General features: G+C 68.5%; 19 protein-coding genes. 7 read left to right on the top strand and 12 right to left on the bottom strand.

What is annotated here, in order from left to right; genetic code table 11:
• Nucleotides 1-203 precede the first annotated feature (203 nt).
• The gene (locus AB4850_RS09400) at nucleotides 204-650 is read right to left on the bottom strand and encodes a DUF4902 domain-containing protein (RefSeq protein WP_414439550.1); all 447 of its coding nucleotides are present in this window, start codon (nucleotides 648-650) and stop codon (nucleotides 204-206) included.
• Nucleotides 651-725: 75 nt separating this feature from the next.
• On the opposite strand from AB4850_RS09400, the gene AB4850_RS09395 reads away from it, so the two are divergent.
• Nucleotides 726-1,445 (top strand): autoinducer binding domain-containing protein, encoded by a 720-nt coding sequence (locus AB4850_RS09395; protein WP_414439549.1) that lies wholly within the window; start codon nucleotides 726-728, stop codon nucleotides 1,443-1,445.
• A gap of 69 nt (nucleotides 1,446-1,514) precedes the next feature.
• On the opposite strand, the gene AB4850_RS09390 is transcribed toward AB4850_RS09395, so the two are convergent.
• Nucleotides 1,515-2,228 (bottom strand): MgtC/SapB family protein, encoded by a 714-nt coding sequence (locus AB4850_RS09390; protein WP_414439548.1) that lies wholly within the window; start codon nucleotides 2,226-2,228, stop codon nucleotides 1,515-1,517.
• 360 nt (nucleotides 2,229-2,588) lie between these two features.
• Between AB4850_RS09390 and AB4850_RS09385 the strand changes: the two genes are divergently transcribed.
• From AB4850_RS09385 to AB4850_RS09370, 4 genes are all read left to right on the top strand, one after another.
• On the top strand, nucleotides 2,589-3,527 hold the full coding sequence (locus AB4850_RS09385) for a LysR family transcriptional regulator (protein WP_414439547.1): 939 nt from the start codon (nucleotides 2,589-2,591) through the stop codon (nucleotides 3,525-3,527).
• Nucleotides 3,528-3,641: 114 nt separating this feature from the next.
• Nucleotides 3,642-4,835: a CaiB/BaiF CoA transferase family protein gene (locus tag AB4850_RS09380; RefSeq protein WP_414439546.1), complete on the top strand. Its 1,194-nt coding sequence runs from the start codon at nucleotides 3,642-3,644 to the stop codon at nucleotides 4,833-4,835.
• Nucleotides 4,832-5,770, top strand: a complete 939-nt coding sequence (locus tag AB4850_RS09375) for a hydroxymethylglutaryl-CoA lyase (protein ID WP_414439545.1) — start codon at nucleotides 4,832-4,834, stop codon at nucleotides 5,768-5,770. Before AB4850_RS09380 ends, AB4850_RS09375 begins: the two co-directional genes overlap by 4 nt.
• A gap of 104 nt (nucleotides 5,771-5,874) precedes the next feature.
• Nucleotides 5,875-7,212: an MFS transporter gene (locus AB4850_RS09370; protein ID WP_414439544.1), complete on the top strand. Its 1,338-nt coding sequence runs from the start codon at nucleotides 5,875-5,877 to the stop codon at nucleotides 7,210-7,212.
• An 82-nt stretch (nucleotides 7,213-7,294) separates the two neighbouring features.
• Here the strand turns inward: AB4850_RS09370 and AB4850_RS09365 are convergent, their stop codons facing one another.
• From AB4850_RS09365 to AB4850_RS09325, 9 genes are all read right to left on the bottom strand, one after another.
• Nucleotides 7,295-8,482 (bottom strand): porin, encoded by a 1,188-nt coding sequence (locus AB4850_RS09365; protein WP_414439543.1) that lies wholly within the window; start codon nucleotides 8,480-8,482, stop codon nucleotides 7,295-7,297.
• Between the two features lie 178 nt (nucleotides 8,483-8,660).
• Nucleotides 8,661-11,081: a TIM-barrel domain-containing protein gene (locus tag AB4850_RS09360; protein ID WP_414439542.1), complete on the bottom strand. Its 2,421-nt coding sequence runs from the start codon at nucleotides 11,079-11,081 to the stop codon at nucleotides 8,661-8,663.
• 49 nt (nucleotides 11,082-11,130) lie between these two features.
• The gene (locus AB4850_RS09355; RefSeq protein WP_414439541.1) at nucleotides 11,131-12,399 is read right to left on the bottom strand and encodes an MFS transporter; all 1,269 of its coding nucleotides are present in this window, start codon (nucleotides 12,397-12,399) and stop codon (nucleotides 11,131-11,133) included.
• A 539-nt stretch (nucleotides 12,400-12,938) separates the two neighbouring features.
• Nucleotides 12,939-13,967, bottom strand: a complete 1,029-nt coding sequence (proX, locus tag AB4850_RS09350) for a glycine betaine/L-proline ABC transporter substrate-binding protein ProX (RefSeq protein WP_414439540.1) — start codon at nucleotides 13,965-13,967, stop codon at nucleotides 12,939-12,941.
• Between the two features lie 98 nt (nucleotides 13,968-14,065).
• Nucleotides 14,066-14,593, bottom strand: coding sequence for an Lrp/AsnC family transcriptional regulator (locus AB4850_RS09345; RefSeq protein WP_414439539.1), 528 nt, complete (start codon nucleotides 14,591-14,593; stop codon nucleotides 14,066-14,068).
• Between the two features lie 126 nt (nucleotides 14,594-14,719).
• Nucleotides 14,720-16,114: an aspartate aminotransferase family protein gene (locus AB4850_RS09340; RefSeq protein WP_414439538.1), complete on the bottom strand. Its 1,395-nt coding sequence runs from the start codon at nucleotides 16,112-16,114 to the stop codon at nucleotides 14,720-14,722.
• 22 nt (nucleotides 16,115-16,136) lie between these two features.
• Nucleotides 16,137-17,615: an NAD-dependent succinate-semialdehyde dehydrogenase gene (locus tag AB4850_RS09335; protein ID WP_414439537.1), complete on the bottom strand. Its 1,479-nt coding sequence runs from the start codon at nucleotides 17,613-17,615 to the stop codon at nucleotides 16,137-16,139.
• Nucleotides 17,616-17,759: 144 nt separating this feature from the next.
• Nucleotides 17,760-18,923 carry a metallophosphoesterase gene (locus tag AB4850_RS09330; protein ID WP_414439536.1) on the bottom strand — a complete coding sequence of 388 codons (1,164 nt, stop codon included), beginning with the start codon at nucleotides 18,921-18,923 and terminating at the stop codon, nucleotides 17,760-17,762.
• Nucleotides 18,924-19,069: 146 nt separating this feature from the next.
• Entirely contained in the window at nucleotides 19,070-19,654 is a 585-nt protein-coding gene (locus tag AB4850_RS09325) for a malonic semialdehyde reductase (RefSeq protein ID WP_414439535.1), read from the bottom strand.
• 198 nt (nucleotides 19,655-19,852) lie between these two features.
• Here AB4850_RS09325 and AB4850_RS09320 point away from each other — a divergent pair, with 198 nt between their 5' ends.
• Together AB4850_RS09320 and AB4850_RS09315 are read left to right on the top strand one after the other, a co-directional pair.
• Nucleotides 19,853-20,449, top strand: coding sequence for an alpha-ketoglutarate-dependent dioxygenase AlkB family protein (locus tag AB4850_RS09320; RefSeq protein WP_414439534.1), 597 nt, complete (start codon nucleotides 19,853-19,855; stop codon nucleotides 20,447-20,449).
• A 213-nt stretch (nucleotides 20,450-20,662) separates the two neighbouring features.
• Entirely contained in the window at nucleotides 20,663-21,274 is a 612-nt protein-coding gene (locus AB4850_RS09315) for a thioredoxin fold domain-containing protein (RefSeq protein ID WP_414439533.1), read from the top strand.
• Between the two features lie 150 nt (nucleotides 21,275-21,424).
• Here the strand turns inward: AB4850_RS09315 and AB4850_RS09310 are convergent, their stop codons facing one another.
• Nucleotides 21,425-21,859 (bottom strand): universal stress protein, encoded by a 435-nt coding sequence (locus tag AB4850_RS09310; protein WP_414439532.1) that lies wholly within the window; start codon nucleotides 21,857-21,859, stop codon nucleotides 21,425-21,427.
• Between the last annotated feature and the right edge of the window lie 99 nt (nucleotides 21,860-21,958).

Raw genomic sequence — 21,958 nt, 5'->3', positions numbered from 1 at the left:
CCGATTGGAATTGGCGCATTACAGCGCGCGCTCCGAGGACCGGTAACTGCTATTCCTGACAGGCCGATTCGGCACGCAAAGGTTTGCGCGCCGGATGTGTTTCAATAACGAGATTGCGTTGCGGGCCGACTTGAACCGAAAATGCAAACGTTGCGTGTTTTGCAACAGATCAGACGATAAGATCCCGCCTGATGCATATGTCGTCAGATTGAAAGCTGGATGCCCGAAGTGGGGGGCGCAGACCCGGCGGCGAGTGCGCCGGCAACGGTGGCAGCCCAGTCGAATGTGCTCAGGCAAGCCACGAGGGCGGCGGCGGTGGCGTGCATGCCGATGTCGGTGCCGAAGCGGTCGACGCCCATCAGGTTGCTGCGCACGTCGTCCCAGGCAATCAGGCAGCGGCCGGTGGCGGGATCGCGATACCAGTCCCAGCCGATTGTCAGGTGCGCAAAGCCTGGCGACGCGGCGCGGCGCCATTCGGTGAAGCCGGCGTGGTCGGCCGGCAGGCCTTCGGCGCGCAGTTCGCCGGACAGTTCGGGGTCGAGCCCCGATGCGACGTGTTCGAACGCGAGCGTCGCGAAGGCATGCAAGGGCAGGCGGACGTAGCCATCCGCCGAAGGTGCGCAGTACGGATGAAGCAGCGGGGGTGTCATGCGCGGCAATGTATCAAGCCTGAGACGCCGATGTAACCTAGCAAGAATGACAGCGTGGAAGCTGTGGGAGAGATGATGGAACTACGCTGGCAGGATGCCTACCACCAGTTCAATGCGGCCGAAAACGAGCAGCAGCTGTTTCAGCAGATCTCTGCGTATTCGCGCCGGATCGGCTTCGAATACTGCTGCTACGGGATTCGCGTGCCGCAGGCCGGCGCGCAGCCGGTCGTCGAGATCTTCGATACCTATCCGGCGGGCTGGATGGCCCACTATCAGGCACGCAACTACATCGAGATCGATCCGACCGTGCGCGACGGCGCGCAAAGCCCCAATTTGATCATCTGGCCCGATGTGGATACCGGGGAAGCGCCGGCGCTGTGGCGTGACGCGCGCGATTTCGGCATGTCGGTGGGCGCGGCGCAATCGGCCTGGGCCGCGCGCGGGGTGTTCGGACTGCTGACCATCGCGCGCCGCTCCGACCGCCTCACGCCGGCCGAGATCAACAGCCTGACGCTGCAAGCCAACTGGCTCGCCAACCTTTCGCATTCGCTGATGGGCAAGTTCCTGGTGCCGAAGCTGTCGCCGTCGTCGTCCGTGACGCTGACGCGGCGGGAGCGCGAAGTGCTGGCGTGGACCAGCGAGGGCCGCACCGCGAGCGAGATCGGCGATCAGCTCAACATTTCCGAGCGCACCGTCACGTTTCACATCAACAACATCCTGGCCAAGCTCGGCGCCGCCAACAAGGTGCAGGCGGTGGTCAAGGCAATCGGCATGGGCTTGATCGAAACGCCTTGAGCGGTCGCGGCCTCGCGCCGCCAGCATCGCCCGACGCGCCGCCCGGACCCGCTCCGGCCGGCGCGTCGTTCATTCCATCAGCGGTTCGGCTTCCTTGGCTGTCCAGCTGACGCTGGAAATGCTCTTCTCCATGCTCATGCGGCTCGCGATCTGTTCGAGCTTCGGCTGATCCTTCGGATGCAGCTTCAGCGTGGCCGTCACCTTGATCCGATCGGGCGCGCCTTCGTCGAACACGTCCTCGCTCGTCAGGCTCTGGAACGACAGCGGCTTCGCGTACATCGAATTCGACAGCTGGGTGCGCACGTGGATCTCGTCGGCGGCCAGGCAGATCACGGTGATCTGGTATTCGCGGATCAGGTCGGCGTTCGACACCGGCGTGGCGTTGATCGCGTGGCTGACCGAGCGCAGCACCGTGTTGACGGCCAGCACGACCACGGTGCCGGCCAGCGCCGGCACGTACAGGCCGCTGCCCGCGAGCACGCCGACCGCGGCCGAGCACCACAGCGTGGCGGCGGTATTGATGCCCTGGATCGCGCCTTTCTCGCGCATGATCACGCCGCCGCCGAGGAAGCCCACGCCCGACACGACGTAGGCGGCGATCTGCGTGACGCCGGCCACGCCGTTACCGGTCATCACGCCGAGCGTGACGAACAGGCACGCGCCGCACGTGACGAGCGTGATGGTGCGCAGGCCGGCGGTGCGCTGCCGCATCTGGCGTTCGATGCCGATCGCGACGCCGCAGGCGAACGCGGTGAGCAGGCGGAGGATGAATTCGACGGTCATGGTGTGCAAGGCCTGGCTGGGGGCGCCGCGAGCGGGCCGGCATCGAATCGGCCGCGCGTGGCGCAACCCGTAACGATACCGCGCGGCAGGCGGCCGAATATGAAACAAGGATGACGCTCGCCGCGCGACCGGACGCGGCGTCAGCCAGGCAGGCTGGGGGCGTTCAGGTGGCGCGGCGTTGCGCGGCGGGTTCGCGGCAACTGTCCACGGAGATTCCTTCGGAGAACGGATCGGCGCGATTCTAGCAGGCGAGGCGGCGCGCCGGGCAGGCCGATCTGCGGGCATGTGCGGGCAGGCACGACTCGCGCGACGCGCCGCACATTGGGCACAATGTGGCACCCGCCACCGCCCGATCCGGCCATGCTGCTCAAAACCCTGCTGCGACGCCTCGACCTCACCACGCTGCAACTGTTCCTCGCCGTGCACGAGGAAGGCACGCTCACGCGCGCGGCCGAGCGCGAGGCGATCGCCGTCTCGGCCGCCAGCAAGCGCCTGCTCGAACTGGAGCAGGTGGTGGGCGCGGCGCTGTTCCAGCGCAACGCGCGCGGCATGACGCTGACGCCGGCCGGCGAGACGCTGCTGCACCATGCGCGGCGCGTGATGCGCGACATCGAGAACATCGGCGCCGAGCTGGCCGGCTATGCGAGCGGCGTGCGCGGCTACGTGCGGATGTCGTCGAACCTGTCGGGCATCGTCGAATTCCTGCCCGAGGATCTGCGCGCGTTCCAGGCCGAGCACGAACGCGTCAAGCTCGACCTGGAGGAGCGGCCGAGCGGCGGCGTGGTGGAGGCGGTGGACGACAGCCTGGTCGACATCGGCATCTGCTCGGAGGATGCCGACACGCGCGCGCTGCACGTCGAGCACTACCGCCACGACACGCTGGTGATCGTGGCGCGCCCCGACGATCCGCTCGCCGCGCACGACAGCCTGCCGTTCGCGGCCACGCTCGACAGCGATCACGTGGGCCTGCACGTCTCCAGTTCGATCAACATGCGCACCCATCTCGCGGCGCGCCAGGCCGGCCGCCCGCTGCGGCTGCGAATCCACGTGCCGGGCTTCGACGCCGTGTGCCGGATGGTGCAGGCCGGGATGGGCGTGGGCGTGCTGCCTCGCAAGGTGTACGAACTGATGGGGCGGCCGCTCGGGCTCGCCGCGATCGGCCTGGACGACGACTGGTCGCGCCGGCGGCTGGTGCTGGTGGTGCGCGAGGTGGCGGCGCTGTCACCCGTCAGCCGGCTGCTGTTCGAGCACCTGCGCACCATCGAGGCCCGCGAAACCGAGGCGCCGCGCCACGACTGACGCATCGGGCAGCGTTCGCGGTTCGCGAACGCTGCTTGGCGAAATGCGGTTGGACGTTCGCCGCCCGGCAACCCTACGCTGTGCTCCATCAAGATTCGAACCGGAGACAGCAACATGAGTGGCCCCCTCCAAGGGATTCGCGTGATCGAAATCGGCACGCTGATCGCCGCCCCGTTCGCCGCCCGCCTGATGGCGGAATTCGGCGCCGAGGTCATCAAGATCGAAGCGCCCGAAACCGGCGACCCGCTGCGCAAATGGCGCAAGCTGCACGAGGGCACCTCGCTCTGGTGGTATCTGCAGTCGCGCAACAAGCAATCGGTCTGCGTCAACCTGAAATCGCCCGAGGGCGTCGAGATCGTCAAGCAACTGGTGGCCGAAGCCGACGTGCTGATCGAGAACCTGCGCCCCGGCGCGCTCGAAAAGCTCGGCCTCGGCTGGGACACGCTGCATGCGCTGAACCCGAAGCTGACCATGGTGCGCATCTCGGGTTACGGCCAGACCGGCCCGTACCGCGACCGCCCCGGCTTCGGCGCGATCGGCGAGGCGATGGGCGGGATTCGCTACACCACCGGCGAGATCGACGGCGCGCCGGCGCGTGTCGGCGTGAGCCTCGGCGATTCGCTGGCCTCGCTGCACGGCGTGATCGGTGCGCTGATGTCGCTGCTGCGCGTGAAGACCGGGCAGGGCGAAGGGCAGGTGGTGGACGTGTCGCTGGTCGAAAGCGTGTTCAACCTGATGGAAAGCCTGGTGCCCGAGTACGACCTGCTCGGCCATGTGCGCGAGCGCAGCGGCGGCGCGCTGCCGGGCATCGCGCCGTCGAACACCTACCGCACGGAAGACGGCGCGTTCGTGGTGATCGCCGGCAACAGCGATCCGATCTTCCGCCGCCTGATGCACACGATCGGCCGCCCCGATCTGGCCGACGATCCTGCGCTCGCGCACAACGACGGCCGCGTGAAGCAGACGGTGATGCTCGACGCCGCGATCGCCACCTGGACGTCCCATCATTCGATCGACGACGTGCTGGCCGCGCTGGAGCGCGCCGAGGTGCCGTCGGGCCGCATCTATTCGGTGGCCGATATCGTCAGCGATCCTCATTATCAGGCGCGCGACATGCTGCTGCCGGCCACGCTGCCGGGCGGCGCGTCGGTCGCGATGCCGGGCATCGTGCCGAAGCTGTCGGACACGCCGGGCGGCATGAACTGGCCCGGCCCGGCGCTCGGCGCGCACACCTCGAGCGTGCTGGCGGGGCTCGGCTACGACGAGGACGAGATCGCACGGTTGCGTGCGCAGGGAGCGGTGCAATGAGCACGACCGAGATGCTGATCGTCCAGGAAGTCGCGCCGCGCGACGGCTTGCAGATCGAACCGCAATGGGTCGAGACGGCCGACAAGATCGCGTTGATCGACGGCCTGTCGTCGCTCGGCTTCACGCGCATCGAGGCCGGCTCGTTCGTCTCGCCGAAGGCGATTCCCGCGCTGCGCGACGGCGACGCCGTGTTTCGCGGCATGCGCCGCGCGCCGGGCGTGACCTACGTGGCGCTGGTGCCGAACGCGAAGGGCGCCGAACGCGCGCTGGCCGCGCATGCCGACGAATTGAACCTCGTGATGTCGGCCAGTCAGACCCACAACCGCGCCAACATGCGCATGAGCTGCGAGGCCTCGCTGGCCGGTTTCGGCGACATCGTCGCGCAAGTGCGCGGCGCGGCCGTCTCGCTCAACGCCACGGTGGCCACCGCGTTCGGCTGCCCGTTCGAAGGCCGCATCGACGAGGACCGCGTGCTGCATATCGTCGACACCTATCGCGAGCTGGGCATCGCGGGCATTACGCTGGCCGACACCACCGGCATGGCGAACCCGCGTCAGGTCGCGCGGATCGTCGCGCGCGTGCTCGAACGCGTGCCGGCCTCGGCGCTGACGCTGCATTTCCACAACACGCGCGGGCTGGGCCTCGCCAACGTGCTGGCCGCCTACGAGGTTGGCGCGCGCCGCTTCGACGCCGCGCTCGGCGGCCTCGGCGGCTGCCCGTTCGCGCCGGGCGCGTCCGGCAACATCTGCACCGAGGATCTCGTCAACCTGTGCGACGAGATCGGCGTGCCCACCGGCATCGACCTGCCGGCGCTGATCGTGCTGTCGCGCACGCTGCCGGCGCTGGTCGGCCACGCGGTGCTGGGGCAGGTCGCGAAGGCCGGCCGCAACGCCGACCTGCACCCCGCGCCCGACTACGTGGCCGGGATCGCCTGAGCACGCATCGCATCACGGCTTCATCGCAACGCAACGCAAAACATCGCAGTCCTCATTCACCAATTCGACCGGGCGGCGCACGCCAGCCCGGCCTGGAGACAAGCATGACAACCAGCAGCGCAATCGCAACGGAGGGCCGCGCCGCCAGCGGCGAATCCGGCATTCAGGTGATCCGCAAGGTCGCGTGGCGGATCATGCCGCTGATCATGATCTGCTATCTGTTCGCGTTCTTCGACCGGATCAACATCAGCTTCGCCAAGTTCCAGTTGCAGGGCGACCTCGGCTTGTCCGATACCGCCTACGGGCTCGGCGCGAGCCTGTTCGTGATCGGCTACGTGCTGTTCGAGGTGCCGAGCAACCTGTTCCTCTATCGGGTCGGCGCGCGGCGCTGGATCGCGCGGATCATGATTTCGTGGGGCATCGCCACCACTGCGATGGTGTTCGTCCACACCGAATGGCAGTTCTACGGGCTGCGCTTCGTGATCGGCGCGATGGAGGCTGGCTTCGCGCCGGGCGTGCTCTATTACCTGACGCTGTGGTTCCCGCCGAGCCATCGCGGCCGCATCACGTCGATGCTGTTCCTCGCCTCGGCGTTCTCGGGGCTGGTGGGCGCGCCGGCCGCCGGCCTCGTGCTCGGCCACCTGAACGGCGCGCTCGGCATGCCGGGCTGGCACTGGCTGTTCCTGCTCGGCGGCGTGCCGTGCATCGGGCTGGGGCTGCTGGTGCTCACGCAACTGAAGGACCGCATCGACGACGCGCACTGGCTGTCGGGCGACGAGAAGGCCTGGCTGTCGGGGCAGATCGCGCAGCAGAGCCGCCATCCGCAGGGCGGCCACTCGCTGGCGGGCGCGCTGAAGACGCCCGGTTTCCTGATGCTCGGTTTGGTCTACTTCCTGATCCAGATCGCGTCGTACGGCCTGAATTTCTGGGCGCCGCACCTGATCCGCACGGCCGGCACGCACAACCCGACGCTGATCGGGCTGCTGACCTCGGTGCCGTACATCACCGGCGCGATCGCGATGGTGGTGGTGGGGCGGCTGTCGGATGCGAGCGGCGAGCGCCGCAAGTATGTGTTCGCACTGCTGATGATGGCCGCGCTCGGTTTCTTCGCGGCCGGCTTCTTCGACCGGCAGACCACCTTGCTGGTGATCGCGCTGGCGGTGATGGGCGCGGGCGTGGTGGCGTCGATCCCGGCGTTCTGGGCGCTGCCGCCGAAGCTCGTGACCGGCGCGGGCGCGGCGGGCGGCATCGCGCTGATCAATACGCTCGGGCAGTTGGGCGGGATCGTCAGCCCGGTGATGGTGGGCCGCGTGCGCGACCTGACCGGCTCGACCACGCCGGCGCTCTACGTGATCGGCTTGCTCAGTCTGATTTGCGCGGGGCTGGTGTGGTTCGCGCTGCCGGCCTCGCTGCGCGAGCGCGACGGGCGCATCGCGGGTTGACGGTTCCGGCACGATGCACATGACGCAGGGCGGGCGCAGGCTCGCCCTTCGTCGTTTCGGCACTTTGGCCGGGCTGCCCTTTTTAGAACATCACGGCGATGCCGACCATGCCGACGAACTGCGATTTCGTCGACGAGGCGGTGAACTGCTGCGAATCGCCCACGGCCGGTGCGGCCGCGACGATATCGCCCGCGCCCTTCGCGCCGAGCGTGTCGCCGCCGGCGTGCTGGTAGGCCTGCACGGCATAGAGGATGGTGCGCGGCGACAGGTTGTACGACTCCTTGAGCGATACCTGGTGATAGCGCGCGGCGTTCGAGATGCCGTTGGCCTTGGCCGCCGTCGTGTACGAATAGCCGCCGCCCACCGAGAACACCGGCGTGAAGCGGTACACCGCGATCGCGCCGTAGGTATTGAAGATCGCCGTGTCGGAGAACGCCGACTGCGCGCCGGGCAGGTACTCGACGTTCGAGTAGTTCAGGCCGAGCAGCAGGTTGCCGAACTTGTAGTTGCCCGACGCCGCGATGTGCTGCACCGCGCGCGCCGTCAGATAGCCCTGGTTCAGCACCGAGGTGGCGAAGCTCGCGCTCGGTGCGATGCTCGGGTTCGAGAAGCCGGCCGGCTGCCCGGAGCTGTTCATGCGCAGGTAGCCCACCGCCATGCCGAGCGGCCCGTTGGCATAGCGCAGCGCCGCGCTGAGCGTGTTGCCCTTGCCGGCGCTGCCGGGAATGCCGCTCACGCCCACCATCGCGCTCGCGCTGAAGCCGCCGAGGGTCGGCGACGTGTAGGTCACCGCGTTGTTGATGCGGATCGTGGTATCGAGGCCGTCGATGTCGCCCGGGTGCGCGCCGGTCGCGCCGGTCAGCCAATTGCTCGAATCGTAGGCGCCCACGAACAGGTAGTACGGCGTGTACTGGCGGCCCGCCGTCAGCGTGCCGTAGCGATCGTTCTGGAGTCCGACGAATGCCTGCCGGTTGAACAGCGTGCCGGCCGAGGCCTGCGCGCCGGTGTTCAGGTTGAAGCCCGCCTGCAGATCGAAGATCGCATGGGTGCCGCCGCCGAGATCCTCGTTGCCGCGCAGCCCGAACTTCGACGCGTACAGGTTGCCGTCGCGCAGGTACACGTTCGAATGGCCGTTCTGGTTGTTGACGTAGGTGAGCGCGTTGTCGGCGACGCCGTACAACGTGACGCTGCTCTGCGCGAGCACGGGGCCGGCGGCCAGCGCGGCGGCGGTAGCGAACAGCGAGCGGCCGAGCGCGAGGCGGGTGGACATGGGTGTCTCCTGAAAAGGATCGCGGAAGATGGCTATCCGCTGTTGTGATGAAGCGCCCGTCGGGCCTGTCGGGTCTGTCGGCAGGCCGTGGATCGTGCGACGCCGCTTGTCGGGCGGCAGGCGGCGCGTGACGCGAATCGGTACGCGCGCGGGCAGGTGCCACGCGCGGCGGCGCGGCTTACGCGGGCAGCGCCAGCGTCAGCGTGCGCCAGCGGCCATCGTTCGCATCGGCCGTGACCTGCGCGCCGGGCGTGACGACCGCGCGCGTTTCGCCGGCCGGCAGACGCAGCGTGACGACGTCGAACGGGCGGCGGTAGGCGCCGCTCCAGCTCGCCTCGAGATGCAGCGCGCTGCCTTGCGCGCGGCTGGCGATGCGCCAGGTGCCGGTGTCGCCGCGCCGCCAGGCTTCGCTTTCGCCGTCGTCCTCCACGCATTCGCCGAATGCGGTGCCGTCGGCCGCGCGCGGCGCGAGCACGAAGCCGCGTGCGTCGGCGCGCGCGGCGAAGTGCTGTTCGGCGGTGTTCAGCGGCAACACGTGGCCTTCGCGCAGCAACATCGGCGGCGGCCCGTCGAGCGGCGCGGGCAGCGTGACGGCCTGGCCGCCGTCGAACCCGCGGCCGCTCTCGACGCACACCCAGCGCTCGCCGGCCGGCAGGTATACGCGCCGTTCGGTCTGCCCGGCGTCCACCACCGGCGCGGCCAGCAGCGCCTCGCCGATCATCATCTCGTCGTTCGCCTCGTGGCAGCGGCGGTCGTGCGGGAAGCGCGCCAGCGTCGGCGCGAGCACCGGTTCGTATTGCGTGGTGGACAGCCACAGCAGGTGATACAGGTACGGAATCAGCCGGTAGCGCAGCTTCAGCGCATCGGCGATCGCGGGCGTCGCCTCGGGGTACATCCACGGTTCGTTGACGCTGCCGTCGTCGTTCCACGAATGGATGCTGAAGCGCGGCATGAACACGCCGAACTGCACCCAGCGCGTCAGCAATTCCGGCTCGGGCGCGGGGCCGGAGAAGCCGCCGATGTCGTGGCCGGTGTTCGACACGCCCGACAGCGCGAGGCCGAGGCCCATGCGCAGGTTGTAGCGCAGGGTGTCCCACGAGGTGTAGTTGTCGCCCGACCAGGTCTGCACGTAGCGCTGCATGCCCGCGCCGCCCGAGCGCGACACCAGGAACGGCCGCTGGTCCGGCGCGTAGGCGCGCTGCGCGTCGCGCGAGGCGCGCATCATCAGCATGGTCTGCAGCACCTTGGCGTCGCGCGCCGGGAAGCGCTGGCCGAAGCCGTGCGCGTAGGCGTCGGCGGTCCAGATCTCGAACTCGTTGTTGTCGTTCCAGGTGGCCGGGATGCCGTAGCGCAGCAGCGCGTCGGTCACGTGCTCGCGCCACCAGTCGATCGTCGCCGGGTTCGTGAAGTCGAGATACGCGCCCACTTCGTCCCAGAACTGCACCCAGGCCGGCTCGCCGTTCGCGTCGACGATCAGCAGGCCGCGTTGCTGCGCGTCCGCGAATTCGGGGTGATCGCGCAGCAGGCACGGCTTGATGTTCGGGCACAGGCGGATGCCGTGATCGAGGTAGTGCTGCACGAAGCCCTCGACGTCGGGGAATTTCTCGCGGTTCCAGTTGAATACGTAGCGCTTGCCGTCGATCGACGTATAGCCCGACGACAGATGGAACGAGTCGCAGAGGATATCGTGGCGCGCGCAACCATCGATGAATTCGTTCATGCGCTGCTGGGCGTCGGGCGCATCGGTGTAGGTCATCGTCGAGCCGGAGTAGCCGAGGCCCCATTTGGGCATCAGCGCCGGGCGGCCGGTCAGCCAGGTGAAGCGGCGCGTGGCGGCCAGCGGCGTGCCCGGCGAGGCGATGAAGTAGTAGTCCAGATCGCCGCGCGCGGCCACGAAATAGCGGTAGTGGCCGTGATAGTTGTCGAGTTCGCGGCCCACGTCGAACGCGCAATCGGCCAGCGTGTCGTAGAACAGGCCGTAGCCGAGCGCGGCCTCGGGCTTCCAGGTGATCGCGAACGGGATGTGCTTGTAGAGCGGGTCCGTATGGCGCGCGCTGTAGCCCATCGCGTCGATGTTGACCATCTCGAAGCGCTGGCCCGAGCGGTCCAGCTCGCCGGCGCGCTCGCCGAGGCCGAGCACCATCTCGTCGCGCTCGCGCGCCGTGTAGTGATAGGTGCGCGCGTCCCACCAGCCGAAGTTGACGGCCTGCGTGGCGCGATCGGCCAGCACCTGCCGCCACGCGCCTTCCGCGTCGCGCAGATGCCAGACGAAGCGGCCGCCGGCCAGCGCGATCTCCACGCGCACCTGGGCGGTTTCGATCCGCACCTGCGCGTCGTCGGACGAGAACGCGTAGGCCGGCAGCGTGTAGCCGGACAGGTCGAGGCGGTCGCGGCCGGCCAGCGGCACGTCTTCCGCGCCGGGCGCGATCGACCAGGTGGCGGCGTCCTGCGCGGCGCCGTCGGGCAGCACGCGCACGCGGACGATATCGTCTTCCAGCACGAACACGTCGATCGTCGCGCCGCCGTCGCCGGCGAGCGTGAGCCGGTTGCCGCCGTGCGCGGCCACCGAGAAGCGGGGAGGGTGAAGCATCGAAACCATGGGTCCTGTCCTCGAACGGGTGCAGTAATCGAATAGGGGGCGGTGCGCCTCAGGGCGCGGCCGTCGCGCGTTGCTCGCGCGATTGGCCGCGGATCAGCACGGCGAGCAGCGTCGCGCCGACGATGTCGAACACGCCGAGGCATGCGAACAGCGGCCCGTAGCCCACGCGGTCGGCCAGCGCGCCGACCACCAGCGAGAAGCCGAGCCCGCCGATCCAGGCCGCCATGCCGGCGAAGCCGCTCGCGGTGCCCACTTCCTCGGGGTCGAACACGTCGGCCGCCAGCGTGTTGACCAGCCCGGAAATCATCTGGTGCGCGAAGCCGCCGAGGCAGAACAGCGCGATGGCCTGATACGGGGACGCCACCAGGCCGATCGCGGCCGGGCCGATCATCATCAGCGCACCGAGCGCGACGCCGGCCACGCGCGACCAGATCAGCGGCAGGCGGAAGCGGCGCATCAGGAACGGCGAGAGGTAGCCGCCGGCGATGCCGCCCAGGTCGGCCGCGAGAAACGGCATCCACGCGAACACGGCGATCTGCGCGAGATCCATCTTGCGCTCGGTGGCGAGATACAGAGGAATCCAGAACGAAAAGGTTTGCCAGGCCGGCTCCGCGAAAAAGCGCGGCAGCGCGATCGCCCAGAAGCGGCGCGAGGCGATCACGTCGCCGATGCGGCGGCGCTCGCGTGGCGGGAAGCGGGTCTGGCCGCCGCGGATCAGGTCGAGTTCGGCGGCGCCGATCAGTGCGTGCTGCGACGGCGAGCGGTAGAACGCATACCAGAGCGTGGCCCACACCAGCCCGAGTGCGCCGGTGGCGACGAACGCCGATTGCCAGCCGAAGCGCATCGACAGGAAGATCACCACGGGCGGCGCGAGCGCGGCGCCGAGCGAGGTGCCGGCATTGAAGTAGCCCACCGCCACCGATTTCTCGCGGTCGGGAAACCATTCGGCCACCGCCTTCATGCCGGCGGGAATCGCCGCCGCTTCGGTCAGGCCGAGCAGGCCGCGCAGCAGGCCGAGCGACAGCCAGCCCGAGGCGAAGCCGTGCGCCATGCCGACCAGCGACCACAGCCCGGCGAACAGCGCGAAGCCGAGCCGCAAGCCGAGGATGTCGACCACCAGCCCGCAGATCGGCTGCATGATCGTGTAACCGATCTGGAACGCCGCGACGATATACGAGTACTGCTGCGTGGTCAGTTCGAAGATGTGCTTGAGCTGCGGCGCGAGCACCGAGAGCGAATTGCGCGCCAGGTAATTCATGATCGTGCCGAGGCTGACCAGCACGATGATCCACCAGCGCAGACCCTTGATCGTTTTCACTACCTTGTCTCCGTCCATATCGGTGCCGTTTCTGAACCGGCAGGTCGCGGTATCTGTGATCGGACAACTTAGCGCCAGAACAAGCGGCTGGAATTCGGCGGATTCGTGCGATGAAACCGTGATTCAGAGCCTATTGGCATTCGTTGTCGGATGACTGACTTCGCGTATGGATGGCATCGTATGTTCGCAAACGAGCAAGGTCAAGCGAAAACTTGGTTCGTACGAACATCGCGTGCGATGAACGAACAGGCGGGCGACATGACGGGAACGCGAGAGCCATGGCGCGATGCAGGTGCTCGCGCGCGGCGTGGTGGAGGTGGGGGCTACGAAGCCTCGCCCGGACGGTCGGGCGTCTGGCGAACGCGAGGGATCGGACGCCGCGCATGCGGATCCGTGTCGGCCGTGTCGACGGCATGGCGGCGACGATGGCCGCCGGGGTCGGCATCGGGGAGATGCCGCAGGGCGTGGCGCGCGCGCCGGTTGCGGGCGCGCGCTTCGAGAGTGCGACTAACGAACGAACGAACGGGCGCAGGCGCGCCTCAACGCGCCTCGCTGGCCGTCGCCACCCATCGGTCGAACGTCGCCTTGTTCGCGGCGATCCATTGGTCGGCCAGCGTGTCGACGATCGACGACGCGCCATGCGACTGGCTGATCGCGAGCTCCCAGTTCGACCAGGTCGACGATGGGAAGTGGATCTGCTCGACCAGCGCGCGCACCGGGGGATTCGCGGCGATGAACGCCTTGTTGGCCACTGCGGCGTAGTTCCAGGACGCCATCGCCATCCGGCACGGATTCGCCCCGCCCGCGCAGCCCGGCACGTCCTTCACGAGCGCCGATCCCGCGTTCGGAACGTTCGGCGGCAGCGCGTCGGCCGGCGTCGGCAGCCAGACCACGTCCTTGCCGGGCACCAGCTCGCTGGTGGTCCATGACGGGCTCCAGGCATAGAAGAACGCGGGTTCGCCGGCCTTGATCCTCGACACCACGTCGGCCATCAGCGCCTCGTACTTGCCGGTCACCGGCCTGACGGTCTGCCGCAGCCCGAATTTGTCCAACTGGTAGTTCACCACGTCGCCGCAGCTCCAGCCGGGATCGCAACTGACCAGTTGCGCCTTGCCGCCGTTGCCGAACAGCGCGGCGATCTTCGGGTCCTTCATCTGCTCCAGGCTGGTGATGTCGTGCGCGAGCGCCGTCTTGCGGTCGATCAGGTAGCCGTTGATGCCGCCGCCGTCGATCTGTCCGTTGCCGACCCGTGCGGCGCGATCCTGGACCGCGCGAAAGCTCGGGTCGCTTTGCGGAAAGTTGACGTCCGTTTCCAGATCGACATCCCCCTGCGCCACCGCCTGGAAGAACAGCACCGTGCCCATCGTCTTCAGTCCGACCTCGTAGCCCATCGCCTTGAGCGCCCGGATGGCGATCTGCACCGATACGTAGTTGGCCCCCAGGCCGTCGGTCTGCGCGTAATGGACGGTCTTGCCGGCGCCCGGCAGGCCGGCGGCCGACACGGTGCATGCGTTGGTCCACAGCGCGACGCACGCCAGGGCGGCCAGTGCCGGCTTCAGCATCTTCATGATCGATCTCCTTGTCTTTCTGGGTAGGGTGTATGGCTCGCCGGCTCGCCATGGGCGCCGGTTCGTTGTCGTGCCTGATGCCGGAATGCGCCGCGCCCTCACCGGGCCGGCACGCTCGCGTCGGACGCCCACGACGGCAATCCGTCCGCCTTGGTCTTGATCACCTTGGTCACCACGTAAGTGAAGTAACGCTCGATGCCGAGTGGCGCATCGAGCAGGGCATCGATGAACTGCTGGTAATGCGCGATGTCGCGCGACAGCACCTGCATCACGTAATCGACGCCGCCTCCGGTGGCCAGGCACTCGACCACCTCGGGCGCCGCCGCGACCCGCTCCTCGAAGCGGCGCATGTCCTGGGCGGTATGCCGCGCAAGCGTCACCTCGACCACCACGCGGCTGCCGGTGAACGCGCCGGCCCAGTCCACTTCGGCCCGATAGCCGCGGATCAGGCCCTGCGCCTCCAGCCGCCTGACGCGCTCCCAGGCCGGCGAAATCGACAGGTTCACCTCCTGCGCGAGCCGCGATTTCGTGATGCGCCCTTCGGTCGAGAGGATGCGCAGGATCGCGATGTCGTAGCGATCGAGTTTGATCCGCGCGCCGCCCGGTCTTGCCTGCTCGCTCTTCATGCTGTCCCCTGTCGTCGATTGGATGAATCACGTTAGGGGATGCCAAAAAAGCGTGCTTCCTCCGAAACGAGGAAAACCGGGCGTGGCGCTCCGTCATTCGCGAGTAGTCCTGCGCGTCGTGCGGGTTTACCTGGCGCCGGCCGCGACACGATTGGCAACCTGGTCCACCGCCTGCTTCACCGTCGCGACGATCTCGTCGGCCTCGGCACGCGTCATCACCAGCGGCGGTGCGAAGCCCAGGATGTCGCCGTGCGGCATGGCGCGCGCGATCACGCCGCGTTCGAGCGCCGCCGCCGAGACTTGCGCGCCGATCTTCAACGCCGGATCGAAGGGCAGGCGCGCATCCTTGTCCGCCATGAATTCGAGCGCCGCCAGCATGCCGACGCTGCGCACCTCGCCCACCATCGGATGCGCGTCGAAGCTTTCGCGCAGGCGCTCGCCGAAATAGCCGCCGACCTGCGCCGCGTTGCCGGCGAGATTCTCGCGTTCGAGGATGTCGAGGTTGGCCAGCGCGGCGGCGGCGCAGACCGGATGCCCCGAGTAGGTCCAGCCGTGCCCCATCGGGCCATGCTCGCGCGAGCCGCGCGCGATCACGTCCCACACGCGTTCGCCCACGATCACGCCCGACAGCGGCGCATAGGCGCTCGTCAGGCCCTTCGCGACGGTGATCAGGTCGGGCTCGATGCCGTAATGCTGGGCGCCCATCTTCGAGCCGAGGCGGCCGAAGCCGCACACCACCTCGTCGGAGATCAGCAGGATGTCGTGGCGGCGCAGCACCTGCTGGATCGCGGCCCAGTAGCCCGCCGGCGGCGCGATGATGCCGCCGGTGCCCATCACCGGCTCGGCGATGAAGGCGGCGATGGTGTCCGCGCCCTCGCGGGCGATCAGTTGCTCCAGTTCCTCGACGCAATACGCGACGAACCGGGCCTCGTCCATGCCGGCCGGTGCCTTGCGATACCAGTGCGGGCAGACGGTGTGTTTGACGCGATCGATCGGCAGATCGAAATGCTGGTGAAAACTCGGCAGGCCCGTGAGACTGCCCGTCACGATGCCCGAGCCGTGATACCCGCGTTCGCGCGAGATGATTTTCTTCTTGTTCGGCCGTCCCAGCACGTTGTTGTAGTACCAGACGAGCTTGACCTGGGTTTCGTTCGCATCGGAGCCGGACATGCCGTAATAAACCTTCTTCATGCCCGGCGGCGACCAATCGATGATGCGCGCCGACAACGCGATGATCGCGTCCGAGGAATGGCCGACGTAGGTGTGGTAATAGGCCAGCTCCTTGGCCTGGGCATGCATCGCGTCGGCCACCTCGGTGCGTCCGTAGCCGATGTTGACGCAGTAGAGCCCGGCGAACGCGTCGATGTATTCGCGGCCCTGGTGATCCTGGATGCGGATGCCCTTGCCGCCGCGAATGATCTTGCCCGGCAGGGCGCCGGACGCGTGATCGTAGGCGTGGGTGGACGGGTGCATGAAATGTTCGCGGTCCTGATCGAACAGCGTGTCGAGCGGTTGAGTCATGGCGTCTCCTGGCGTGCTTGCGTCAAGCCATCGGCGTCACGGGCAGGCCGAGATCGCCGAGGCAGAAATATTTGGTTTCGGTGAACGGTTCGAAGCCCTCGCTGCCGCCTTCGCGGCCGAGCCCCGACGCCTTCATGCCGCCGAACGGCACCGGCGCGCCAGTGAAGCTCGATCCGTTGACCGAGATCATCGCGAAATCGAGCCGGCGCACCAGTTGGAAGATCAGGTCGGCGCGGGTCGCGCACACATAGGCGGCCAGGCCGTATTCGGTGTCGTTGGCTGCCGCGATCACCTCGTCGAGCGTGTCGAAGGCGCTGACGGCCGAGATCGGCGCGAAGTTTTCCTCGTCGACCACGCGCATGCCGGGCCGCGCATCGGCGATCACGGTGGGCTCGAAGAACCAGCCGCCCAGCGCATGCGGGCCGCCGCCCGCCAGGATGCGCGCGCCTTTCTCGCGCGCGTCGGCCACGCGCGCGACGGTGGCATCGAACGCGGCCTGGTGCATCAGCGGCCCGATCTGCGTGCCCGGTTCGAATGCCGGCCCCGTTTTCAGAACGCGCACGGCCGCGGCATAACGGTCGAGAAAGGCTTCATAGAGCGGCCGCGCGACATAGATGCGATTCGCCGCGCAGCAATCCTGCCCGGAGGTCTGGAACTTGGCCGCCACCGCCACGGCCACCGCCTGTTCGAGTTCGGCGCAGGCGGTGACGATGAACGGCGCGTTGCCGCCCAATTCGAGCGCCACCTTCTTGATTCCGGTGGCGGCGGCGGCCTGCATCACCAGCCCGCCCACGCGCGTCGATCCGGTGAAGCTGACCGCGCGCACGCGGGTATCCGACACCAGCGTTTCCATCGCCATCTGCGGCTCGCCGATCACCACGTTGAACACGCCGGGCGGAAAGCCGGCCTGCTCGGCGAAATGCGCCAGCGCAAGCGCGGAAAACGGCGTTTCGTGGGCAGGTTTCACGACCGTCGTGCAACCGATCGCGATCGCGGCGGCCGCCTTGCGCGTGATCATCGCCATCGGGAAATTCCACGGCGTGATCAGCGCGGCCACGCCGACCGGTTCGGCGATCGTGCCCAGATGGGCGCCGTCGATATGGGATGCGAGGGTGCGGCCGGCCGGGCGTTTCGCCTCGTTGGCGAACCATTCGACGAAGCTCGCGCCGTAGCGCAATTCGCCTTGCGCCTGCGCGAACGGCTTGCCCTGTTCGAGCGCCAGCAGGGCCGCGAGATCGTCGAGATGGCGGATCAGCAGCGCATGCCAGCGCAGCAGCAGCGCGCTGCGTTGCGCCTGGGGCACCCAGCGCCAGCGTTCGAACGCGCGTTGCGCGGCATCGATCGCGGCCGTGATCTGCGCGCGATCGAGCATCGGCACCTGGCCGATGACGGATTGGTCCGCGGGGTTGCGTACGTCGAGCGTCGCGCCGCTGTCGCTGGAAATCCAGCGGCCGTCGACATGGCATTGCGAGCGGAGCGGGACCGGATGTCCGGTGAGCATGAAATCGACTCCATGGGGAACGGAATGACGATCACTATGCCCCCGCACGCGCCCCGGAAATTTCGGTTTCGGGGCGCCAGGCTTGCGGATTTTTCTGCTTGTGGTGGCTTTCGAGGAAAGAATCTTGCCCCGATCGGGCCGGGGTTAAGCCGCGCGCCCCGTCACCAGCCGGATGCGGGTGATTTCCGACGGCGCGCCGAAGCGTTTCGGCGGCCCCCAGTAGCCGGTGCCGCGGCTGGTATAGACCCACATCCCCTTGAGCCGGGCGAGGCCGGCCACGAACGGCTGCTGCAGCGGCACGAAGAAATTCCACGGGAAGAACTGCCCGCCGTGCGTATGCCCCGACAGTTGCAGCGTGAAGCCGGCCTCGGCCGCCGCGTTCGCGGTGCGCGGCTGGTGCGCGAGCAGCACGCGCCACGGCACGTCGGCGGGCGCGTCGGCCAGCGCACCGGCCGGATCGCTGCGCTGCGCCGGATCGAACTGGCCGGCCGTGTAGTCGGTCACGCCGGCCAGCACCAGCCGGCCGCCGTCGTGCTCCAGCGTGCGGTGCTCGTTCATCAGCACGGTCAGGCCGATGCGGCGGAACTCGGCCACCCACGCGTCGGCGCCCGAATAGTATTCGTGGTTGCCGGTCACGAGGAACGCGCCGTGCCGCGCGCGCAACTGGCCGAGCGGCGCGGTATGGGGCGAGAGCCGCGCCACGCTGCCGTCGATGACGTCGCCCGTCACCGCGATCGCGTCCGGCTGCAGGCCGTTCACCGCATTGACGATCGCTTCGACGTAGCCGCGCTTGATGGTCGGGCCGACGTGCACGTCGCTGATCTGCACGATCGTGAAGCCGTCGAGCGCGGCGGGCAGGCCGTCGATCGGCACCGCCACCTCCACCACGCGTGCGAGGCGGCGCGCGTTGAGGAAGCCGATCGCGCTGGCGGCCAGCGCCAGCAGCGGCACGGCCAGCGCCGTCGCCGCGCGCCAGTCGGCGAGCCGCACCACGTCCGGCGCAAGCGCATCGACGCCCGCCAGCACGAGCAGCAACACGTCGCGCAGCAGCGTCAGCACCAGCAGCGACGAAAAGAAGCCCATTTCGAGCAGGCCGACCCAGGCCACGCGGTCGCCGAGCGGCTGGCGCTCGAACGTGCGCGACAGCATGCCGAGCGGAATCACGAAGCACGAGGCGACGAGCCACAGCACGGCCGCGACGCGCGCGGCGTTCGACGAGAAATCGGGAATCAACCGGAGGCCGACATAGACGTGGAACAGCACGCCGAAGGTCGTCATCCGCAACAGGAAGGCGGGGATGCGTCGCATGATCGGGACAACTGAAGTGGGGTGGGGCGGTGGAGGGGCGGGGTGCGCGATGTTCGCAAACGAACTTCGGCCAATGCCGCCTCGGCGCATCGCACGCGACCAGGGCGGCAAGGGCGGCAAGGGCGAGGGCGGCATCGGCCTCGCGCTTATTCGATGCGGGCGGCCTCGTCGAACGCGAAGCGCGGGCTGCGCGGGAACAGGCCCGCCGGGTCGCCGTAGCCGAGGTTGATCAGGAAGTTCGCCTTGACCTGCGTGCCGGCGAAGAACGCGGCTTCGACCTTGCCCGCGTCGAAGCCCGACATCGGGCCGGCGTCGAGGCCGAGCGCACGCGCGGCGAGGATCAGGTACGCGCCTTGCAGCGACGCGTTGCGGAACGCGGTGGCCTCGATCAGCGCGTCGTTGCCGGCGAACCAGCTTCGCGCGTCGGCGTGCGGGAACAGCTTCGGCAGGTGTTCGTAGAAGGCCATGTCCATGCCGACGATCGCCGTGACGGGCGCGGCCATGGTCTTGTCGAGGTTGCCTTCGGCCAGCGCCGGCTTGAGCTTGGCCTTCGCCTCGGGCGACTTCACGAACACGAAACGTGCCGGGCTGGCGTTGGCCGAGGTCGGCCCCCACAGGGTCAGCTCGACGAGCTGGCGCAGCAGCGCGTCGTCGACGGGCTTCGGCTGCCAGGCATTGTGCGTGCGGGCGGTGCGGAACAGTTGATCGAGAGCGGAATCGGAGAGCGTCATGGATCGATCCGTATAGAGAGGGGCGGTGGCCCGGTTGACAGGAGGAAAGGCGGCGACGAGCGCTGCAACGTTGCCGCGGGGCGAAAGTCGCGCGAAAGAAAAAAGTACGAAAGAAAGCGCAAGCCCGCATGATGCGCCGGCCTTGCGGCGCCCGTACCATGCCGCGATGATAGCCGGATGTGAGGATTTCTACCGACGATGGACGATCTGTTCGACACGCTGCCGGCCCCCGATGTGGACTGGCACCCCGACTGGCTGCCGCGCGAGCGGGCCGACCTGCTGCTCGCGCACCTGCTGGCCGAGGTCGACTGGAAGCAGGAGTCGATCCGCACCCCGCGCGGGCCGGTGCCGATGCCGCGGCTCACGGCCTGGCAGGGCGAGCCCGATGCCATCTACGTTTACTCCGGACTGCGCAATATCCCTGCCCCGTGGACGCCCGCCGTCGCCGAATTGCGCGCACTGGCCGAGGCCGCCTGCGCGACGCGTTTCAACAGCGTGCTGCTGAACCGCTACCGCTCGGGCGCGGACGGCATGGGCTGGCACAGCGACAACGAGCCGGAACTGGGCGAGGCCCCGGTGATCGCGTCGGTCAGCCTGGGCGTGGCGCGCATGTTCGACCTGCGGCATCGCGAAACCGGCGTGGTGCGCGCCTATCGCCTCGCGCACGGCAGCCTGCTCGTGATGCACGGCGCGACCCAGCGCGACTGGACCCACCGGCTCGCGAAAGCGCCGGCCGTGCAGGGCGAGCGCATCAACCTGACGTTCCGCTTCGTCACGCCGCGCCGCGCGCGCTGACGGCTGGCTGGCAGCGCCGTCATCCTGGCGTCAGCCGCGCGCCCCGCGCGGGCCGGTATCGTGGCCGATTTTGCCGCCGCTGCCGGCGGCCGGAACCCCCGGTTCGCGCGACGGCGCGCACGATTGCGCCGAACGCGCGAGAATGCTGCACCGTCGCCGCGTGAGCCGATTCCGGCACCGGCGCGGCTTTTCCCGGAACACCACGAGGATTTCATGAAGACACGGATCAGCATCGCCCTGGCCGCCGTGGCCCTGAGCATCGGACTGACGAGCCAGGCGGCCGAACCGCCGCCGCCCACGCTGAACGCCGCGCAGATCGCGCGCGTGCAGGCCGCCCCCGCGATCGTCGAAGGCGCGAGCGGCGCGCAGGTCAAATCGACGGTCTATGTGTTCATGGATCCGAACTGCATCTACTGCCACCTGATGTGGCGCGCGCTGCGGCCCTACGAGGCGGCCGGCCTGCAGGTCCACTGGATTCCGCTGGCGTTCCTGAAGCCCGATTCGACCGGCAAGGCTGCCGCGCTGCTCAAGGCGCCCGACGGCGCCGCGCTGCTGAACACGCTCGAGACGCGTTATTCCGAGAAGGACGAATCGGGCGGCATCGCACCGCTGCCGGTGGTGCCGGCCGACGCGAAGGCCAAACTCGATGCGAACGCAACGATGTTCCGCGAGCTCGGTTTCGACGGCACGCCCACCGTGATCTACCGCGACAAGACCGGCAAGTGGATCGGTCTGAACGGCCTGCCGCACCTGAGCGCGCTGCCGGCCATCACGAACCTCGCCGAGCAGCCGATCAACGATCCGGAACTGCAACGCTATCGTTGAGCCGGCGTGCGCCGCGCCGGGTCGGCAGCTTCAGGCCCGGCGTGGTGCGCGCGAGCATCGGCCGTTGTCGGGCAACTGGCAACCGGCCGATGTTCAGTCATCCCGACCACGCAATCCTTCTCACCACGCATGCGGCGAGCGCCGCATCGCTCATTGCACGGCCGTCACCGGCACCTTGGTCAGGCGCATCAGCCGATCGTGCAGGCCGAAACCGAGCAGCCGCGCCAACCAGTGCAGCGGATTGCGGCGCGGCGCCGTGACGACGATCTCGTCGCAGCCGTGTTCGAGCGCGCAACGCGCAATCGCATCGGCCGTCGCGCCGAAGCGCATCGTCACCGAATGCAGCACGCCCGCGTCGCGCAGGATCGCGATCGCCTCGGCCAGGTCGTGGGTGGCCGCCGCGCGGCCGATCTGATCGAGTTCCCGATGCGTGTGAAACGCATCGCCGGGCGAGCCGCCGAGCGGCGGCTGCACGTTGACGAGAAGCACCTCCGACACGCAGCGCTCGCGATACAGGAACGCGGCGTGACGCACGGCTTGCAGGGCGCGCGGGGAATGACCGACGGGAACGAGCAGTTTCAGCATGGCGGCGAAGGATCGGAAGCGATGCCCGCAGCGTAGGCGCATCGCGATACCGATCGTGTAAAGACTGTGGCGGCGCGCATAAAAATCGCATCAACGCCG

Origin of the sequence: Burkholderia sp. 22PA0106 (assembly GCF_047497155.1) — a bacterium.
Lineage (GTDB): Bacteria > Pseudomonadota > Gammaproteobacteria > Burkholderiales > Burkholderiaceae > Burkholderia.
The sequence above is the reverse complement of the archived record's forward strand: the minus strand, read 5'-3'. Positions and strand labels throughout refer to the sequence as shown.

Excerpts from the sequence above, each read along its gene's own strand:
- AB4850_RS09325 (WP_414439535.1), bottom strand. The coding sequence starts at position 19,654 with ATGACGCTCTCCGATTCCGCTCTCGATCAACTGTTCCGCACCGCCCGC.
- AB4850_RS09315 (WP_414439533.1), top strand. The coding sequence starts at position 20,663 with ATGAAGACACGGATCAGCATCGCCCTGGCCGCCGTGGCCCTGAGCATC.
- AB4850_RS09360 (WP_414439542.1), bottom strand. The coding sequence starts at position 11,081 with ATGGTTTCGATGCTTCACCCTCCCCGCTTCTCGGTGGCCGCGCACGGC.
- AB4850_RS09375 (WP_414439545.1), top strand. The coding sequence starts at position 4,832 with ATGAGCACGACCGAGATGCTGATCGTCCAGGAAGTCGCGCCGCGCGAC.
- proX (WP_414439540.1), bottom strand. The coding sequence starts at position 13,967 with ATGAAGATGCTGAAGCCGGCACTGGCCGCCCTGGCGTGCGTCGCGCTG.
- AB4850_RS09390 (WP_414439548.1), bottom strand. The coding sequence starts at position 2,228 with ATGACCGTCGAATTCATCCTCCGCCTGCTCACCGCGTTCGCCTGCGGC.
- AB4850_RS09365 (WP_414439543.1), bottom strand. The coding sequence starts at position 8,482 with ATGTCCACCCGCCTCGCGCTCGGCCGCTCGCTGTTCGCTACCGCCGCC.
- AB4850_RS09380 (WP_414439546.1), top strand. The coding sequence starts at position 3,642 with ATGAGTGGCCCCCTCCAAGGGATTCGCGTGATCGAAATCGGCACGCTG.
- AB4850_RS09330 (WP_414439536.1), bottom strand. The coding sequence starts at position 18,923 with ATGCGACGCATCCCCGCCTTCCTGTTGCGGATGACGACCTTCGGCGTG.
- AB4850_RS09345 (WP_414439539.1), bottom strand. The coding sequence starts at position 14,593 with ATGAAGAGCGAGCAGGCAAGACCGGGCGGCGCGCGGATCAAACTCGAT.
- AB4850_RS09335 (WP_414439537.1), bottom strand. The coding sequence starts at position 17,615 with ATGCTCACCGGACATCCGGTCCCGCTCCGCTCGCAATGCCATGTCGAC.
- AB4850_RS09400 (WP_414439550.1), bottom strand. The coding sequence starts at position 650 with ATGACACCCCCGCTGCTTCATCCGTACTGCGCACCTTCGGCGGATGGC.
- AB4850_RS09320 (WP_414439534.1), top strand. The coding sequence starts at position 19,853 with ATGGACGATCTGTTCGACACGCTGCCGGCCCCCGATGTGGACTGGCAC.
- AB4850_RS09310 (WP_414439532.1), bottom strand. The coding sequence starts at position 21,859 with ATGCTGAAACTGCTCGTTCCCGTCGGTCATTCCCCGCGCGCCCTGCAA.
- AB4850_RS09370 (WP_414439544.1), top strand. The coding sequence starts at position 5,875 with ATGACAACCAGCAGCGCAATCGCAACGGAGGGCCGCGCCGCCAGCGGC.
- AB4850_RS09385 (WP_414439547.1), top strand. The coding sequence starts at position 2,589 with ATGCTGCTCAAAACCCTGCTGCGACGCCTCGACCTCACCACGCTGCAA.
- AB4850_RS09340 (WP_414439538.1), bottom strand. The coding sequence starts at position 16,114 with ATGACTCAACCGCTCGACACGCTGTTCGATCAGGACCGCGAACATTTC.
- AB4850_RS09395 (WP_414439549.1), top strand. The coding sequence starts at position 726 with ATGGAACTACGCTGGCAGGATGCCTACCACCAGTTCAATGCGGCCGAA.